The following is a 19,042-nucleotide window of genomic DNA, read 5'->3' on the forward strand; positions in this document are numbered from 1 at the left end:
CACATCCGCAAAGTGCACTTGTGTCTTTTTTCTATGAAAGGTTTTTTTGTTATTTATTCAATTCTCAAATTAAATTATCTAAGTGTTCCTGATTTTCCACACTAGGATCTTTTTGAACTAAGTATTTAGCATAACTAATTTTAAGTGTTATTGGCTCTTCAGCTTTAGTAAACTTATTAGCATCTTTTGTACGTTTATAATACGCGTATATTAAAGGTATTATGAGCATTGCAACTATTAAGTCTGTTAACCCAATCATTAGGAAGTATCATAATGGATTTTGAGTTTTAATCGCTAATAGATATCCTATTCCCACCAAAGGTAAGAAAACAGTTAATGATCTAAGTGAAGAAGTTCAAGTAGCAATAAGTGTTTTCTTTGTTCCTTGGAATAATGATAAAGAAATATAAGTAAATCCAGCAAGTGGATAAGTTATAAAGTAAATTATTAAGTATCAGTAGAATGTTGATCCATAAGCAATTCCAGCATCTGGGAATTCAAATAACTGCAACATACTTGGACCCGCACTAATAATTAAGGCTAATATGAATAACATTCATACAAACATTAATAGGAATGATTTCTTAACAATATCAGTAATTCTAATGTTGTTTTTAGCTCCATAGTTAAAGGCTACAATTGTTCTTGTACCTTGGTTAAGTCCAATACATGCAGATAAAATGAATTCATTTCACGGAGTTAATGAAGACAAGAATCTTTGTGTAATTGAAATTCCACCCTCTTTTGCTAATTCTCCCGGAATTGATTCTGGGACAGGTAAATGAATAACCACAGCAGTTGATACATAAACGTTAATAAAAATTGCAAAATACATAATGAAATTTGGTAAACCAGCTTTCAATGAATATGTATAGTTGTGAATATGTAATTTATACAAGTGTTCGAATCTAAATTTAGAGTAAGAAACCTTACTTTTAAACATAACGATTAATGAATATATTAATTGGTATAGATAAGCAGCAACCGTTCCCATTTGAGCACCAGTTAGTTCCATTCCTAAATAATGCATTAACACAATTGAAACAACTAACTTAACACCAAGTGATGAAATTGTCATGATCATGATGTGGATCATTTTCCCTTCACTTCGTAACATATTCATACAGAAGTTTGCAACAAATAAAATTGATAAACCATAAATTAATGGTTCAACATCTTTTCATGCCAATTCCTCAACAATTAAGTTTCTGTCAGAACCCATTTGAGAAGAAATTAAAGCTTGTCCTCAAGGTCTAAAAGAAACTGTGAAAAGTAACATCGCAATAATAATTGACATTAATAATGAGAATGTTAATCCATTACCTGAAATTTCAGCTAATTTTTTACGATTCCCCTTACCAAATTCCATCGCATAGTGCATTCCAGCCCCAATCGCCATAATTTGGTTGAATGAATAAACAAGGTTATATGATTGAGTCGTATATTGAGTCGTGATGTTAATATAACCCTTCATCATGTGTTCATTAATTTGAATATTTAACCCTAGATTCTCTACTCAACTTAATAATTGACCGGTGTTGTTGGGATTTGAAATGATTTGAGAAATAAAATCATCTCAGTGAGTACCAAATGAATTCTTCTCAAACAACCCAGCTACCATTTCTTCTATTTGGATTGGAGTTACACTGCCACCATTCAGGTCATATAGATTTTGTAATGAACCCAATAAGACACTATTTTGACCATTACCACTTCCATCAATCATCATAGTGATATATTTTCAATTGGCCATCGCATGTTCAGTTGCAAATTCAAGTGATAATGATTTATCTAAAATGTTGTATAGACCCTGAACTAACATTAAAACAACTGTTGGCAAACAAAAGAAGAAGATTGCTTTTCAAGCATTAGAGTAACGTAACATAACTTCTCTATTGGTCATAATCGCAATATCTTCAGCTGTTACTTTATTCGTTGCTGAATCATTATTATTGTTAACGACTTTATTACCTTTATCTTGAAATAATCATCTTCAGAATTTATTATTAGTATTCATATTTTCTCCCTTCTTTTTTATTAATATTTAATATAATCATTTACTTATTATATATCTTTTGAAAACAAGTTTTATTGATATATAATTATTCTTATGAAAACATCATATATTTGATGTTTGTTTACTTTAAGTATTAGGAGGGAACTAAGATGAGTGTTATCGCAATCGAAGGATTATCACATCAAAATGGTGGTAAAAAATTATATGTAGATTCAAATTTAAGAATCAATAAGGGTGAGCACGTAGCTCTATTAGGAGCAAACGGAACTGGTAAAACTACTTTACTAAATATTATTGCTGGGAAAATTACTCCAGATAATGGAGTTGTTGAATTACACCCAAGATCAAAAATGGGTTATTTAGATCAACACCAGGAAGTTGATATGTCAGTAACAGTTGATGCATATCTAAAAGATACTTTTAGAGAACTATACGACATGGAAGCTCAAATTGGGAAAATCTATGAAGATATGGCTATTGAATATAAAGAAGATGACTTAGTTAAAGCCTTAGCTATGCAAGAAGAATTATCAATTAAAGGGTTTGACACAATTGAAAAACAAATCGGGAACTTAGTTTCTGGTTTAGGGATCAGTTTAGAAAATATGCCTAAAAAATTAGGAGAATTATCTGGTGGTCAAAGAGGAAAAGTTTTATTAGCTAAACTTCTACTAAAAAATGATGATTTCATCTTACTTGATGAGCCAACAAACTTCTTAGACGTTGAACAAGTTGAATGATTAGCAAAATTCTTACAACAATATGAAAACGCTTTCTTAGTCGTTTCTCACGATAGTGACTTTATTAATAAAACAGTTAATGTAATTTATGCAATTGAAAACCTAACAGTTAATCGTTATGTTGGTAACTATGATAAATATTTAGAGTTATCAGAACTACGTGCCGAACAATATGATAAAGCTCGTGAATCTCAACAACAAACAATTGCCAAATTAAAAGATTACGTTGCTAGAAACGCCGCACGTGCTTCAACTGCTAAATCTGCTCAATCACGTCAAAAACAATTAGATAAAATGGATGTTATGGGTGAACGTCACTCATTGGCAAAACCAAAAATGCAATTCAAATATAAAAGACCTAATTCAGCTGTTATTGTTAAAGCTGAAAAGTTAAGTATTGGTTATGATTTTGCATTAGTTGATCCATTAACATTTGAATTACGTGAAGGACAAAAATGTATCGTTAAAGGATACAACGGAATTGGTAAAACAACTTTCTTAAAAACAGTTGCAAGTGAAATCAAACCAGTTGATGGTGACGTTTTAGTTGGAAATGGAGTTGAAACAAACTTCTTCCACCAAGTTGAAGATTTCTCAGATACTGAAACACCAATTTCATACTTAATGGGAAGATTCCCAAAAATGCTTGAAGGTGAAGTTAGAGCTACAATTGGTAAATTTGGAGTTAAATCTGAATTAATGATGAACCCTATGAAATTACTTTCAGGGGGAGAACAAACTAAAGTTAGATTAGCCGCTTTAAGTTTAGAACCCGCAAGTTTACTAATTCTAGATGAACCTACAAACCACATCGATGTTTTAGCGAAAGACGCTTTATTAGAAGCTATCCAAGCTTTCGAGGGTACTGTATTGATTACAACTCACGATATCAACTTTGAAACAAACTGAGCTGATAAAGTATTAGACTTTGAAGACTTAGTCGACTAATTAAAAATCCGAATGAGTAATCATTCGGATTTTCTTTTTTAATTACTTACAATTGTGAATCTCTTATTCATGAAATTATTATTTTCAACTTCATTAATTATAGCGATAGCTGCATCAGAATAAGTTGCATAGCTTTCCCCATTATCATTTACAAATAAGTTATCTTGTCCTAAAACAAAGTTTCCTGTACCTTGTGTTTCTGCATCAAAAACAGCAGCTGGACTAAAGTATGATCATTTTACATTATCAACTTTGATAATTTCCTCATATGCTTCCCCTTCGATGAATGCTAAATCATAGTATTCAGCTGGGAAATTAGGTTGGTCTACTAATCTCATAGTTTTCGCTTCATCAACAAATAGTGTTCCAGCCCCTCCAACAACTAATAATCTTACATTAGTATCAGCTAATATATTAGTTAGGTGTTTTAAACTAGTTTTGTGTTGTTCTAATTTAGTTGGATCAAACATCCCAAAAGCATCAATAACTACATCTGCCTGAATTAAATCTTCTGTTGTTAAATCAAATAAGTCTTTTCTAAATTCAAGAACTTTCCCACCTTGTGTATCTTTAAGTTCTTTTCTAACTACACCAGTAACTTGGTGTCCGCGTTTCACAGCTTCTTTTGCCAAAAGGCTTCCTGAGCGACCGTTCGCTCCAATAATAAATATTTTCATAATGTATCTCCTCTGATAGTTTTTTAACTATACACATATCATAAGATTTAAGGTATACTTTGTAAAGTAAGCACTTAAAAGTGCTATACTTACCAAAAAGATACTATGGAGGTTTTATGCCAATAAATTATGAAAATATTTGTCCTGTGGACTTAACATTAAGCGTTGTAGGGAATAAATGAGCCTTCCTAATCATAAGAAATCTACTAAATGGCACTCAAAGGTTCGGGGAATTAAAAAAAGGTTTGGACGGAATTTCTCAAAAAGTTCTGACAGCAAATCTTAAGAAACTTGAAGAAAATGGCTTAGTTTCAAGAAAGGTTTATCCAGTTGTACCCCCCAAAGTTGAGTATTCTTTAACAACTCTAGGTTATACACTAAAACCAGTCATGGACTCATTGCGTATTTGGGGAGAAACATTTCAAACAATCGCTAATTAATAAAACAACTTATGTTGTTTTTTTTATGGTTTTTATTTTGATACAATTAAAATTGACTTGAAAGGAGTAAGTATGAATAAATTTTGGATTATTTTCGGTTCCCTTGGACTGGTAACCGGGGTCGCTGGTGGTGTTACAGCAACAGTCATAGCTATTGATTCTAAGAATAAGAACCCTCAGGAAACTCTTCCTGAGATACCGACCGTTCCAAATTTTGTACAACACTTACCAAAACAACTTTCTATTCCTTTTAATGATAATTTTTATATTAACAAAGAGTTGGAATCTATATTAGATAGTTTCCAAATTCCGTATCTGATAACTTCTACAAATTTAATTAGTCAAGCCAAAGCACTTGATGTTGATCAATACCTTTTTGAAGTTGAAGAAATCACAAATGATACTCCATCTGTTGTTGAAAGAAAGTTAGTTGTTACTCAACATAGTTCTCAGGAAAGAAACGGCGAAATTGTTTTTATCGATAATGGATATAAAGCAAACCTGACCGTTACAATTTCTACCGGGGATCCCTTAGATGTCCTTTTAGAAGATTTAAATTGAGATGATAAGGTGTTTGAGGATGGCACTACAGCTGAACAAATTACCACAATCGTAAATTCAGAACTTACTGACTTTCTTTCAAAAGAATTACTATCTAATATAACAATAGTTGTTCATATGCCTCAAGATACAGAAAGTGGTTTTGCTCTAATAGCTCCCATCAACAATTCAGAAATTGTCTCAGGGTTAAAAATCCTTTCTTTCCGAATCTTAAGAAATTAAAAAAAACACCCGAGGGTGTTTTTTATTATTAAATTATTCAGCTTCTTCAGCAATTACTTCCATAATCACTTCTTCGATAACATCTATAATTGGAGTTTCGTTTACTTCAATAATTTCAACTACTGGAGTTTCTCCTTTAATTAATAATGTTAATGCTGCAACTTGTTTTTCTAGAGCTTCAATTCTATCTCCAAAACTTGGTCCATCACGACGAGGTGCACGATCTCCACCGAATGATTTACCACCACCACGGTTTTGTCCGAATCCACCACGTGATCCACCACGGTCTCCACCGAAGCTTCTTCCGCCACGGTCTCCACCACGATTATCTCTATCTCCAAATGATCTACCTCCGCGGTCTCCACCACGGTCACGGTCTCCACCACCACGGTTATCTCTGTCTCCAAAGCTTCTTCCGCCACGGTCTCCACCACGGTTATCTCTGTCTCCAAAGCTTCTTCCGCCACGGTCTCCACCACGGTTATCTCTGTCTCCGAATGATCTACCACCACGGTCTCCACCACGGTTGTCTCTATCTCCAAAACTTCTTGATCCTCTATCTGATCCTCTGTTGTCTCTGTCTCCGAAGCTTCTTTCGCTACGGTTATCTCTGTCTCCACGGTTGTTATCGCGTGATTCATATCCTCTATCTGAGTTACGTTTTTCCATATTTCTCCTAATGGATTACTCTTCATCGTCCTTATAATTAATTTTCACTTTAATTAATTAGCTAATTACTTAATCCTATATTTCTTTCAAGACTTATAAACTTCATAATGCTAATTTATATACGTTTTCTAATATCTCTTATGTAATTGTATATGGTATTTACGTTAAAAGGGGATTTATTTATAAATAAAAAATCAAGCTATCTAATCATCACGTTTTTCTTGAATATATAGCTACCCAAAAAGCAACTTAAATAGTCCATCATTACGAAGAATGACCATCCCGCAAGTAAAGCCGCAAAACCAAAGCCAAGTGATCCGGCTCAACCGATTGTATCGGGAGATAAAAACGGATATGGAAAACTTTCATTTATAAGTTTTTCACTATTTTCCGAACCATATGTGTGAGCCACATATCTATATAAGATAAAAGTTATGTAAAACATTACAAATAAAACTATCTTTCAAGACTTATAATATAAATTCATATACCCGAATTTTCTGGGTGTATTTTGAAAGAATAGAAAATACACAATTACCATAATAGGAACAACATAATGTCCAATTATTGTTTTAATTATTGCAGCAAATGAACTAGCTCCCAAACTGTGACCAGTTATCAGAGAAATGGAATAAGTTAGCATAAGCGCAATGGAAAGCGCAGAAGCCATTATCTCAAGACTTTGATCATTGGTTGTTAAATATTTTCTTATTGTAATTAATTTGTAAAGGCTATAAAAAATCAAATAATATGAAGCTCAATTTGTAAAATAGCCTATATCTTCGAGAATTATATAATCAAAATTGCCTTGCTTATTAATAATGCCTTCAATTATTCTGGCATTTAGTCCAATCATTAAAAGCACAAACAATGACAATGAATAAATGTATTCAAATCCTTTATCCTTAATTCCTGGTCGTACCTTAAAATAGCTTCATTTCCTCATTTTTCCTCCATCGGTTATTTAGGTGATAATAACACTTAAAATTACCTTTTCAAAAGAAAAAAGAGACAAAAAAATCTTACTATTTTAGTAAAAAATAATAAGAAATTTGTTTATATTTAGTTGTTTATAAAGAATAAGTTTTTAGCATTTTCTCTTGTTGCTGAAATAACTTCATTTTGAGAAGTCCCTCTTATTTCAGTAATTTTTTGAACTATTAATGGCATAAATTTAGGATGGTTAACTTTTCTTTCAAATGGTCTTGGTGTTGCGTAAGGTGCGTCTGATTCAATCATTAAACTATTTAATGATATGTTTTTGGCAATTTCTTGAGCATCCTTATCAAAAGTCACTCTCCCACTTAATGAAATAGATAAACCTTGTTCGATAAACTTCTTAGCCATTTTTCATGTCCCTTCAAATGAGTGGATAACTCCTTTGGTAACTTTTTGTTCTTTAATTATTTCTAATAAATCATCATAGGCTTCAACAGAACCAGCAATATCCTTAACATGAAACATGATCGGTAAATTATGTTTCTTAGCTATTTCTATTTGATAAATTAAAGACTCCTTTTGATGTTCTTTGTATTTGTAAGTTCTAGAGTAATCTAAACCGATTTCACCGATAGCTACAACTTTAGTTCCATTAGCCATAGCATCTAAAACATCGTGTGCCTCATTTGTGAATAAGTGTGCCTCGTTAGGATGAATACCAATAACTGCAAATACATTTAAATTTTTTTCAGCTTGGATTAAAGCAACTTTTGAAGATTTAATATCAAACCCCACATTATTAATAATATCAACACCCGCTAGTGCTGCCTCTTGAACAATTTCCATTGAACTCATATCGTTTTCGATATATACACTATCGTTCAAATGACAATGTATGTCGTAAATTCCTGCTCCCATAAATTTTCCTCTAATCTTCTATATTTAAATTATATTCTTTCATAAAAAAAATAAAACCAAATTGGTTTTATTTATTAATATCTTAATTAGTTATTCATTTTAGATTTTAATTTAGATATTTTTCTTTTGATTTTTATTTTCTTTTTGCGTTTATCGTCGCGTATTTGTTTCTTTCTAAAGTTAAATTTAGAAATCATAATCTCATTTGAATGTAAGTATTGATATATTTTTCTAAAGCTTCAATTCTCTAATCATTTCAGTAAGAAAGTTAATAACACCAATCCAAATGCTGCTCCATACATTCAAGATTTAGTTTGGTCATTTTCACCCTTAAATAGCGTTGATAAACCAGGAATGAATAAAGTTCCTAAATTAATTAGAGTTGCTCCAATCATTGCTATTAGCATTCACTCATTGATTCGAATTTTCTCAGCTTTGTCCTTACTAAATTTTACTGTGTAATTTCTTGTTTGAGAAATTCAAGAGTATAAAATTGGTGCGAAAATAATTACAATATAAGCCATTGTTGAAGCTGTATCTAATTTTTGAGCTTCGCTAGCTTGACTACCCAAACCATAGTAACCTATGAAATAAGCCCCAATCGCTGTAACTGCATTAAAGAAGGCCATTGATAAAATCTCGATAGTTATTCATTTAAAGACAGATTCATGCGGATTACGTGGTCTAAAGGCCATCAGAGTCTCTTTAGAGTGAGCTAATCCAATTGGGATTGCCAATACTGTCTCAACAGCCAGAATATGCCATAAAACATTGATATCATTCAGGGCTTTACCGTGAGAAATGGCAAGCACCACTAATATCGTTAACATTTGCGCTAAGTTAGCACCAAGTAGGAAAGCTATCGAACGTTTAATCTTTTCATAAACGTTTCTTCCTTCTCTAACACCAGAAATAATTGTGGCAAAATTGTCATCTGCTAAAATTACTTTTGCAGCTTCCTTGGCTACATCAGTTCCAGTAATACCCATAGCAATCCCGACATCAGCTTTGGCTAGTGATGGTGAATCATTTACACCATCACCAGTCATGGCAACAATTTTACCTTGACGTTGTAATGCTTCAACAATTCTTGTTTTATGATCTGGATTAACTCTAGCAAAAACATTTGTTGTTAATAAGTGCTCATCAAATTGTTCATCATCTAATTTGTCGATTTCTTCACCAGTTAGACCGTTTGGGAATTCATTTGAAGAAATCCCAATTCTTTTAGCAATTTCAAGAGCTGTTAATTTGTGGTCTCCAGTAATCATAATTACTCTGATTCCAGAATCATGAGCTCTTTTAATTGCGGTTGCCGCTTCTGGTCTTGGAGGATCCATCATCGCAACACATCCTAAAAAGATTAAATCGTTGTCAAATTCTTTTGCAGTTTTATTTTGCTCATTATATGCAAATCCTAAAACTCTCAATGCATCTCCTAATAATGGATATGATGATTCCAAAATTTCTTGTTTCATCTTTTCTGTTAATACAACTAATTTCCCATCAACGTAAGTTTTAGTACATCTAGCTAGTAATCTATCTAAGGCACCTTTTGTATAAACTATGCGTTTGTTATCAACTTGATTAACTGTTGTCATAAGTTTTTTATCTGAGTTGAATGGAATTTCATCTAACCTCGGGTATTTCTCCCTAAATTTTAACTCATTAACTTTCAACAATTGTGTTCAATCAGTTAATGCTAACTCCGTAGGATCACCAATATGAACACCATCTTGAGAAATTGAATCACTACATAGCACAAGTGAATTTATGAAGTGGAATGATTGTTGATTTTTCGGATCATAACGATATTCTCGTTGTTCGATAATTTCACCATTCATTAATAATTTCATAATAGTCATTTTATTCTGTGTAAGTGTCCCAGTTTTATCGGAACAAATTACATTAACAGCCCCCAATGTTTCAACAGCCGCAAATGATTTAACAACAACATTTCTGTTAGCCATTTTACGTGCACTTAATGATAGAGTGATTGTTACAATAATCATTATTGATTCAGGGATTAACGCAACCCCTGCTGATATTGAAAATATTAATGAATCAATTAGTTTTTCATTAGAACTAATATCTCCACCAAAGTTTCCGATTGTGTACATTAATGTGAATATTAAAGCACCAGATATAGCAGCCAAAATTGAGACTCATAAAGTTAATTGTCCCAACTTCTTCTGTAATGGTGTTTTCTTTTGTTCGGTATTTGCAATACTTGATGCAATTTGCCCAACTGCTGAATAAGTTCCTGTTGCAAATACTACCCCAACAGCTCGTCCATCTGTAATAAATGTAGACATAAATCCTAAGTTGATTTGGTCACCCAGAACCATATCTTTATCTAGTAATTGATTTGTAGTTTTTTCTACAGGTAAAGATTCTCCAGTAAGAGCAGATTCATCTACTCTTAATTTTGGCGATTCAATTATTCTAATATCTGCTGGAATAAATTTTCCAGTTTCAATATAAACGATATCTCCCCTAACAATGTCTTCGACACAAACTTCCATTTGTTTTCCATCTCTAAGAACGATTGTTTTTGGTTCAGCCATAGACTGCAAAGCATTTAAAGATTTACTTGCTTTAATTTCTTGGATAGTAGATATTATTGAGTTGGCGAGTACTACTCCAAAAATAACACAAATTCCAGCTATATTTGTTGGTTCTGCTAATCTCTTAACCTCTCCAAGAATGATTGGTAAAAATAATGATAATAGACCAGCGAACATCATAATTATTGCTAATGGGTCTAGGAAGGTTTTGAAGAATATAACAACATGAGAAGTTTGTTTCGCTTCTTCAAGTTTGTTTTTTCCTTCTTTTTCTAACCTTCTGGCAGCTTCTTGACTAGTTAATCCAACTTTAGGATCGACCTTAAGTTCTGCGTAAATTTCGTCGTTAGACATAGCATGTCAACGTTTAGTATCCTTTTTCGATTCTAAGTCATTCTTGTTTTCAATCATGAAAACACTTCCTTTCTTATTACTCTATAAGCATGTTTTGCAAAACATTACTCAATTGTAGTACTTTAAATCTCAAAGTGGTAATTTAGCATAAAAAAAGTAAAAAAAATAGCCCCATAGGACTATAAATTGAATAAATCTGTAGCATTTTGAGTTGTTGTTTTTATAACTTCTTCCACAGTAATACCCTTTAATTCAGCAATTTTGATCGCTGTAAGCATAATATTTTTTGGATGATTTAACTGACCCCTAAAAGGATGAGGAGTTAGGTAAGGACCATCAGTTTCAAGGAGCATTCTTTCAAGAGGAATCATTGTTACTGCTTCTTGCAAGTCTCTAGCGTTCTTGAAAGTTACAGCTCCCCCGATGTTTATATAACAACCTAAATCTAAAAATTTCTGAGCATATTCAGCATTGGCTGAAAAACAGTGAACAGCACTTCTATTGGGTTTAAATTCTTTCAAAATTTGGATCACATCATCATATGCTTCATAAACGTCTTTAGCATCTCTAATGTGCATTTGTAAAACTAAATCATTATCCATAGCAATTTTGATATGCTCTTTGAAGAATTTTTTTTGAAGATCAATATCTTCTTTTGTATAAAAGTAATCTAATCCAGTTTCACCAATTGCCACCACTCGTTCTTCCTTAGCGAGTTTATCTATTAACTCCAAGTCTTGTTGAGTGTGTTTTGAAACATCGTTGGGATGAATGGCTATCGCAGCTCAGATTCTTTCATCGTTATTGGCTATTTCAACAGCTTTTAAAGATGATTCTGAGTCATATGAGGCACATATTCAATTTCCTACTCCATCAATCTCAGATTCGCTTAATAAAGTGTTGATATCTTTACCATCAACAACTCCATTTTGATATTGTCGATCATTAAAGTGAATGTGTGTATCAAATATCATGTCTTTTCTTACCATTATTATTTCTCCTATAAATATATATTCTCTCTATTAGTTAATCTCTCTTTATTTTACAATTTATTGAAGTAAAATAAAGGTATATATAATCAAAGGAGAAAATATATTATGGCAAAAAAAGTTTTAGCAATATCTGGAACAGTTAGTCCATTAGAATCATCATATTCTTTAGAACTAGCAAACAGATTTATCGAAGAGTACAAAGCATTAAATCCAAACGATGATATTCAATATTTAGATTTAAATGATGTACCAATGGCAAAAATTACTTTAACAAGAGAAAATATGGCAACATACTTCAATGAAGAAGATTCAATGAAATACATCAATCAATTAAAAGAAGTTGATAAAGTAATTGTAGTTAGCCCCATGAATAACTTTGGTGTTAGTGGTTTAATGAAAAACTACCTAGATCACATTTTATTAGCTAACCAAACATTCTCATATAAATATTCTAAAAAAGGAGATGCAGTTGGTTTACTAGATCATTTAACAGTTCAAGTTTTAACTACACAAGGTGCCCCTTATGGATGATACTTGTGAGGAGATCACACAGCTTTCTTAAAAGGAACTTTTGAGTTTGTTGGTGCAAAAGTTATGGACCCAATTTTATTAGCAGGGACTAAAACAGATCCTATGAATAAAATGACACCAGTTGAAGCAGTTTCTACAATTGAAGCTCAAATCACAGCAGCCGTTGAAAAATTTTAACAAAAAGCCCATTTCATGAATGGGCTTTTCTTTATTCAATTGTTAGTGCTTCAATCCCAAATACCTTCTTATTTAGTTTTATGACTGCTTTTTCAAGTATGTCAAACCTCTCATTCATTTCTCTCCTCAAATCAGCAATGTCTTGTTTTAATTCGGATTTTAAATTGGTGATCATCCCTACCAATGTTTCAAATTGTTTTGTACTCATTTCTTCCTCCTGCATTTTTAAGTGCTGATTAATAATTTCGTTATACACTTTTCTAATCTTTTTGGCTACTTTGTCTTTTTCAATTCTTGATAGTTTGTGTCAAGTTTCTTCAATTCCTAATTCTAATTCATATATGAAATTTTTGTTTTCTGTTTCATACACTGCGATGATGAGTTTATTTTTCTTCATACTTAATTTTAATGTATCTCAATGATACCCCTCCATTAAGTATTAGGAAAAAAATCTGAAAGTTGTCCTTTTTAAAATATCAATCCTCATTTTCATATTAGCATCTACAGACATGAAAATATAGATAAAAAAAATCTTCATTGTAACACTGTTTTTTATGGACAATAAAAAAATGACTTTGCAGTCATTTTTTTAATATTAAGCTCTAGGTCTTGGTTTATCTGAAGCTTTTTCGGCTTTTTTAGCTTGTTTGATTTTAGCTTTTTCAGCTTTATCTAAACTTGTTTGTTTTTTATCTTCTGCTTTTAAGGCAGCTTTTTCGGCTTTTTCTTTTTGAATAATAATTTTTCATTCACCTTTAGGAATTGCGTTTAATTGGTCAACGTCATCTCCGTATTCGCTATTAATAATAGCTTTTGAACGATCAGCAAAGAATTTTAATTTACCTAAGAAATAAGTTGCTCCGAATGCTACTCCCGCAGCAGTTAAAACAGATATTGTTCCCCATAAGAATCCTCCACCAGCTCATGTAGTAACTCCAGTAGCGTCTGGCGCTGCTTGTAAGAACATTAGGATTCCGAAGATTGATGATGCCCCTTGTAATGCATATGTATTAGATGCTGTCATAATTAATGTTCCAGCAAATACTCCAATTGATGCTCCGATTAATGGGAATAAGTGTTTTAAGTTAATTGTATATAGTGAAGGTTCTGTAATTCCCCCAACGATAGCTGACACCCCATTTGAAACACCTAAGTCTTTCATTTTTCTTACTCTTCTGTATAAAACAACGAATGCGATTGATGCAACCCCTTGTGAGATATTTGAAATAGTAATAAATCCTTGTAATGATGTTGCTCCATATTGAGCTTGTCCTTGAAGGATAATTGGTGTAATTGAGTGGTGCATACCAGTAATTACTAATGGTCCATATAAAGCTCCAATTACTGGAATAGCAATATATTTAGCAATATAGTTTGTACTTAAGAAATCAATTCCGATTGATAAGTAGTTTGTGAATAATAATCCAACTGGTGCCATAATAAATACACCAAAGATAAATGCTCCACCAATTACTAATATTGGTGCAACAATCATTTTTAATGTTGTTGCTTGAATTCTTTCAGTTGCACGTTCGATGTATGCCCCAACCACAACTACTAAAATCATCGGGATAATTAATCCGTTGTAGTTAATTTTTCATGGGTAAGTCATTCCGTCCCCAAATAGTGTTCAACCAGGATATACCCCTAAGATTGATTCTCCATCTGGAACTGTTACGTCCCCCATTTGAACTAATCCCGGTGCAGTTAATACTACAGCAATAATAATTCCATAAATTACGTTACCCTTCATTGCTTTAAATACTGTATAACCGATTGAAATAGTAATAAATAGTGAGAATGCCCCAACTAAAATATCTAAGATACTTACAACTTGTGCAAAGAAGTGACTAGCATCTTTTAAACTAGATCCAGCTCCATTTCACTCAACCGTCATAAGTGATCAAATTGTCATAATCAATCCGTATCCAACTAGTGGGATAACGATTGGAGTGAATACTGCCGAGATGAAGGCTAATCCTTTACTGAATCAACCTTTTCCTCTAACTTTGCTTTTAACTCCGTCAATTTCAGCTTGTTGTTTTAGTTTGAAATCCACATCATTTGGATTTACTTTAACAGCTACGTTTTTGTTTTTGATAGTTTTACCATCATCTTCATAGCCATTAACTTCACAAAATGCTTGATAGAATTTTGGTACATCAGCTCCAATAATAATTTGGAATTGTTCATTACTGACAGATCTATTAATTCCAGTAGCATATCCACCGGCTCTAATCACATTGTCATCAACTATGTCTCAGTTACGAATTTTAAATCTCATTCGAGAGTGTTACCCCTTTTTGGAGCATTTAAAATAAAATTTGACTACAATGTAGTAATTAATTTAATTTTATCTAAAAACTAAAAAAAGTGTATACAAAATTAAACTTTTTATTTCAAAAGTTTTTTCATTATGTAATTTAAATAATTAAAACTTATATTTTTTTATACCAACTTATATAAAATGGTATAAGTTTAAAATGTTTTTTGTCAATATAGTTTTATGTTACTTTTCTTATTTTTGTTATATCAAATCATTCAACCAATAACATCATTTATATAATCCTTCAAAGATTTATATTTTTTCTTATTAGAATGAATTGTAGCTTTTTTCATTAGCGCATGAAAACTTTCTATTACAACATTATCTGCAGTTTCATAATTTTCACCCATGCTTATTAACAGTCCATTATCTAAACACATTTTTCTATAATCTTTAGATTCGTATACTAAAGCATGATCTGAATGGATAATTACGCCTTCAGTATTACTTATTTGGTTTTTAATTCTATTTATAGCATTTTTCAAATTTCTTAGAATTAATCCTTTGTTATTTCGGTATGAAATTCTAAAATCCACAATTTCTTTAGTATGAGCATCAATAATTGTTGAAACATAAGCTTTAAAAGAACCTCAAACTAAGTAACTAACATCTGTATATAAAACTGTAAGTCTTGTTTTTATACTTGAAAAATTACGTTTTACTAAATCAGGAACATTAAACCTATTCTTCCCAGTTTTATGCTTTGCCCTTCGTTTATTTTTTAAATATTCAACTTGTAGTCCAATTTTTTTCATAAGATAAATAATAACTTTATGATTTATAATTTTATTATATTCCTCTGCTATTTTATTTTTAATTCTTCTTCAACCAAATTGTTTTCTGCTTCAGTTAAAAATTTTTCTTATAATTTTGATATTTTCATTATCTCTTCTTTGTTTTTCTAAGCCTTTATCTTTTTTCAATCTTCGTCAATATGTACTTGCACTCATTTGCAAAATATCTAAAATAGGTTTGAGTTTAATATTTTCCCTTTTCCTAATTTTGTTTATCTTTTGAAACGTTTTTCGTTTGTCTGGGTTTTTATCATATAATGCTTTAATTTTCATTAAAGCTTCAACTTGTTTATCTCTTTCAATATCTATAATCTTATTTTTATTAAAAGCAGTATTAATTTCTTTGAATTTATAAAATCAACTTCAAACACTATTTTCATTAATATTATATTTATTAGAAACAGTTTTGACAGAGCTTTTTAAAACTTCGGCGATAATCTCAGCTTTAAAAGCCACTTCATATCTAACATATTCTCTAGTCATATTTTATTTAACCTTTCGTTTTTATTCTATAATTATTATTTGTTTAAAATTAAAATTTCTTTAAAACTTATACCATTTTATATAAGTTGATATAAGTTTTAAAGAAATTTTGAAATACATCATAATAAACATGTTATAATTTAATTAACAAAACAAACACATTATAATATTAGATAGAATTTCATTTATAGATATTCTATTTTGTGTTATATGTGTCAAAACAATCACTTAGGTGGTTGTTTTTTTATTCTCCTGAGTGATTTATTGGTTTTGTGATAATAAGAAAGGAGAATAAAAATGGGATTAAAAACTAGACTAACTTGTTACTCATGTGAAAATGAAAAAATTATAACAAAAGCAAAGAAATGAGTATATGAAAATGAAACATATGTATTTTGCACACGTTCATGTGCAATTGGATGATTTGAGAAAAATCTAATTGATACAAAAGAAGGCATCGATGATTATTTAAAGGAAGGATATATTAAAAATGAAAAATTATAAAAAAATCTTAATTCATAATAACAAAGGTGGAGTTGGTAAAACCCGTATAACTGCAAATTTAGCAGTATTGCTTGCTAGAAAAAGCAAAAAAGTATTATTAATTGACTTCGATCGTCAGTTATCTTTAACAAATATATTTGTTGAAACTAATAAAAAAGAAAGCTTTAAAATTTTTAATGATCAAATACCTGAAGTATTAAAAACAAATATTGAAAATTTATTTATCATCCCCGGAGACGATGCTAAAGAACCTAACATTGATTTTATGGAAATGGAAGATAAAATGATTAAATTAGAAAAGACTATATTTCATGATTATGACTATGTATTTTTTGATTTGCATTCTGCAATGACTAATTTAAATACAATAACTTATAAAACCTCAGATTCTATAGTTTTAATAAGTGATTCAAGCTTAAACTCATCTTCACTATTAATTGATATGTATGAAAAATGAGATAGCACAATGAATAACAGAAATTTAAGCAACAATATCAAGGGTGCTATCTTTAATCGTGATAAAGGTGATAAAGAGTCTAAATTGGCAAAAAATAATTTAGACGAGATGCTTAATGGGTTAAATTTTAAAACAGTTATTCCAGATCAGTCCAATATCGGAAAATCTGTTAATAAAGATGAAAAATGAATGATTGATTTAAATTCAGCTAAAGATATTATTGAAAATTTAGCAAAAGAAATGAGAGAGCGAGGAATACTATAATGGCAAAAGATAATAATGAGTTTGATTTCTTTTCAGAAGAAAATGTACACTATGATAAAAAGAAATCTAGACAAAGCTACAAACGTGTAGGCTTATCAATTTCTAGAGAAACACAAGATTTAGAACAAGAATATACAAAATTATTTAAAGTAGATCCACCAAGAGCTAATATTTATAGAAATGCTCTAAAAGATCTTATCAATAAAGTCAAATAAACTTATATCACTTTATATCAACTTATATAAAAAGTTATAAATTGATATAAGTTTTTTAACATATTATTAATTATTTCAAAAAGAAAGGAAAATATGAAAAATCCAATAATTACAAAATCCTTTTCAGATAAAAAATATAAGGTTTTTGGTTTTACAATAATAGATTTAATTTATGCAGGGTTATCCCTTTCCATAGGTGTAGTTACTGCAATAATTTCTTTTGATAACATTTTACTAAAAGGAATCTTATCTATTGTGTTTTCAGGAATATTACTTTTAGGATTAATACCTACATCTACCGGTAAACCCTTTTACTTAAGTTTAAAAACCATATTCTGAAAAGCATCTGTTAAAAATAAATATAATTCAATTGAAGCTGTTTCAACTTTAATTCCTTTTTACACATATGAAAAAGATTATTTAATTTCACAAGATAATTTTAAATCTATAGCTTTTTTAGTGAATGGAATAGATTTATCTATTATGAGTGAGTCAGAAGTTCGAATTAAAATCCAATTATTTGAACAATGAATAAAAAACGTTGATGTTGATATGTGTCAGATAAAAGTTGATGTTAAAGTTAAATTAGAAAAGTACAAAGATTGATTAGATCAACAAAAAAAGAAAACTCGAAATAACTTATCAGCAGCACAATTAATCGACTATAAAAATCAAATTAAAGAGAAAGAGAAAGAATACGATTCTCAATTTTACTTAGTTTTTTCTAGCGATAGTGAGGAAAAACTTATAAATCAAGAAATGAACATTAAAAATTTCTTTTCAAAAATGGAGTTAACTTATCAAAAATTAAATTCATTAGAATTTACAAATTTGATTAAAGATATGTATTTTGATTTAGATAAAGATGATTTAACTGAAAAAGAATTAAAAAGCAACAAAAATTCTTTAGATAAATTGCTTTCATATTCTAAATTAAAATTTAAAAACTCTTATGTAATAGCTAGTGATAAAAAAGATATTAAATATTTGAGTTTAAATACAATCGAAGATTACCCAACCATTCCTAATTTAGAATGATTCTTTGCTATTTCTGTTCAAAAAGGAACAGTTATATCAAAAATAAAGCAAATTAAGCAATCTGAAGTAATTAAAAAAATCAATAGAGCTAATACAAAAGCTAAAGTTAATAGAAAGACTAATAATAACTTTAAACTTACTTCAATTATCGAAGAAGAAGCAGATTTAGATTCAATTGAAGAATTAGCTATGAACATTAAATTAGGTAA

The 19,042-nt window shown here is 30.5% G+C and carries 18 protein-coding genes; 8 read left to right on the top strand and 10 right to left on the bottom strand.

Annotated features, from left to right (window positions below):
• Positions 1 to 49: 49 nt before the first annotated feature.
• Positions 50 to 2,017 carry an MATE family efflux transporter gene (locus tag G319_RS09020; protein WP_026389331.1) on the bottom strand — a complete coding sequence of 656 codons (1,968 nt, stop codon included), beginning with the start codon at positions 2,015 to 2,017 and terminating at the stop codon, positions 50 to 52.
• Positions 2,018 to 2,166: 149 nt separating this feature from the next.
• Between G319_RS09020 and G319_RS0101270 the strand changes: the two genes are divergently transcribed.
• Complete coding sequence (locus G319_RS0101270; protein WP_026389332.1) at positions 2,167 to 3,705, top strand: ABC-F family ATP-binding cassette domain-containing protein; 1,539 nt, start codon at positions 2,167 to 2,169, stop codon at positions 3,703 to 3,705.
• Positions 3,706 to 3,743: 38 nt separating this feature from the next.
• Here the strand turns inward: G319_RS0101270 and G319_RS0101275 are convergent, their stop codons facing one another.
• The gene (locus G319_RS0101275; RefSeq protein ID WP_026389333.1) at positions 3,744 to 4,382 is read right to left on the bottom strand and encodes an NAD(P)-dependent oxidoreductase; all 639 of its coding nucleotides are present in this window, start codon (positions 4,380 to 4,382) and stop codon (positions 3,744 to 3,746) included.
• A 116-nt stretch (positions 4,383 to 4,498) separates the two neighbouring features.
• Here G319_RS0101275 and G319_RS0101280 point away from each other — a divergent pair, with 116 nt between their 5' ends.
• Both G319_RS0101280 and G319_RS0101285 read left to right on the top strand, forming a co-directional pair.
• Positions 4,499 to 4,822 (top strand): winged helix-turn-helix transcriptional regulator, encoded by a 324-nt coding sequence (locus tag G319_RS0101280; RefSeq protein ID WP_035358729.1) that lies wholly within the window; start codon positions 4,499 to 4,501, stop codon positions 4,820 to 4,822.
• Positions 4,823 to 4,894: 72 nt separating this feature from the next.
• The gene (locus G319_RS0101285) at positions 4,895 to 5,605 is read left to right on the top strand and encodes a hypothetical protein (protein ID WP_026389335.1); all 711 of its coding nucleotides are present in this window, start codon (positions 4,895 to 4,897) and stop codon (positions 5,603 to 5,605) included.
• A 33-nt stretch (positions 5,606 to 5,638) separates the two neighbouring features.
• Here G319_RS0101285 and G319_RS09025 read toward each other — a convergent pair whose 3' ends face one another.
• The 5 genes from G319_RS09025 to G319_RS0101310 all read right to left on the bottom strand — a co-directional run bounded on the left by G319_RS09025 (position 5,639) and on the right by G319_RS0101310 (position 12,041).
• Entirely contained in the window at positions 5,639 to 6,274 is a 636-nt protein-coding gene (locus tag G319_RS09025; RefSeq protein ID WP_026389336.1) for a hypothetical protein, read from the bottom strand.
• 199 nt (positions 6,275 to 6,473) lie between these two features.
• The gene (locus tag G319_RS09030; RefSeq protein WP_026389337.1) at positions 6,474 to 7,220 is read right to left on the bottom strand and encodes a hypothetical protein; all 747 of its coding nucleotides are present in this window, start codon (positions 7,218 to 7,220) and stop codon (positions 6,474 to 6,476) included.
• A 116-nt stretch (positions 7,221 to 7,336) separates the two neighbouring features.
• Positions 7,337 to 8,131 carry a TatD family hydrolase gene (locus tag G319_RS0101300; RefSeq protein ID WP_035358731.1) on the bottom strand — a complete coding sequence of 265 codons (795 nt, stop codon included), beginning with the start codon at positions 8,129 to 8,131 and terminating at the stop codon, positions 7,337 to 7,339.
• Between the two features lie 86 nt (positions 8,132 to 8,217).
• Complete coding sequence (locus tag G319_RS09035) at positions 8,218 to 11,109, bottom strand: cation-translocating P-type ATPase (protein WP_051350842.1); 2,892 nt, start codon at positions 11,107 to 11,109, stop codon at positions 8,218 to 8,220.
• A 122-nt stretch (positions 11,110 to 11,231) separates the two neighbouring features.
• Positions 11,232 to 12,041: a TatD family hydrolase gene (locus tag G319_RS0101310; protein WP_026389339.1), complete on the bottom strand. Its 810-nt coding sequence runs from the start codon at positions 12,039 to 12,041 to the stop codon at positions 11,232 to 11,234.
• A gap of 108 nt (positions 12,042 to 12,149) precedes the next feature.
• Here G319_RS0101310 and G319_RS0101315 point away from each other — a divergent pair, with 108 nt between their 5' ends.
• Positions 12,150 to 12,752, top strand: a complete 603-nt coding sequence (locus G319_RS0101315) for an FMN-dependent NADH-azoreductase (RefSeq protein ID WP_026389340.1) — start codon at positions 12,150 to 12,152, stop codon at positions 12,750 to 12,752.
• A 31-nt stretch (positions 12,753 to 12,783) separates the two neighbouring features.
• On the opposite strand, the gene G319_RS09040 is transcribed toward G319_RS0101315, so the two are convergent.
• From G319_RS09040 to G319_RS09050, 3 genes are all read right to left on the bottom strand, one after another.
• The gene (locus G319_RS09040) at positions 12,784 to 13,149 is read right to left on the bottom strand and encodes a hypothetical protein (RefSeq protein WP_026389341.1); all 366 of its coding nucleotides are present in this window, start codon (positions 13,147 to 13,149) and stop codon (positions 12,784 to 12,786) included.
• Positions 13,150 to 13,347: 198 nt separating this feature from the next.
• On the bottom strand, positions 13,348 to 15,036 hold the full coding sequence (locus tag G319_RS09045; protein WP_026389342.1) for a hypothetical protein: 1,689 nt from the start codon (positions 15,034 to 15,036) through the stop codon (positions 13,348 to 13,350).
• A gap of 194 nt (positions 15,037 to 15,230) precedes the next feature.
• A complete protein-coding gene (locus tag G319_RS09050) occupies positions 15,231 to 16,355 on the bottom strand; it encodes an IS3 family transposase (RefSeq protein ID WP_026389343.1) in 1,125 nt (374 codons plus the stop codon).
• 297 nt (positions 16,356 to 16,652) lie between these two features.
• On the opposite strand from G319_RS09050, the gene G319_RS09055 reads away from it, so the two are divergent.
• The 4 genes from G319_RS09055 to G319_RS09060 form a co-directional block, all read left to right on the top strand.
• Positions 16,653 to 16,859, top strand: coding sequence for a hypothetical protein (locus G319_RS09055; RefSeq protein WP_026389344.1), 207 nt, complete (start codon positions 16,653 to 16,655; stop codon positions 16,857 to 16,859).
• Positions 16,846 to 17,580, top strand: coding sequence for a ParA family protein (locus G319_RS0101340; RefSeq protein WP_026389345.1), 735 nt, complete (start codon positions 16,846 to 16,848; stop codon positions 17,578 to 17,580). The genes G319_RS09055 and G319_RS0101340 overlap by 14 nt, the downstream gene beginning before the upstream one ends.
• The gene (locus G319_RS0101345; RefSeq protein ID WP_035358732.1) at positions 17,580 to 17,795 is read left to right on the top strand and encodes a hypothetical protein; all 216 of its coding nucleotides are present in this window, start codon (positions 17,580 to 17,582) and stop codon (positions 17,793 to 17,795) included. Before G319_RS0101340 ends, G319_RS0101345 begins: the two co-directional genes overlap by 1 nt.
• Positions 17,796 to 17,888: 93 nt before the next feature.
• The coding region (locus tag G319_RS09060; RefSeq protein ID WP_026389347.1) for a hypothetical protein at positions 17,889 to 19,042 on the top strand (1,154 nt) is incomplete at its 3' end.

Source organism: Tullyiplasma multilocale ATCC 49900 (assembly GCF_000483165.1).
GTDB classification, from domain to species: Bacteria; Bacillota_I; Bacilli_A; order Mycoplasmatales; family Mycoplasmataceae; genus Tullyiplasma; species Tullyiplasma multilocale.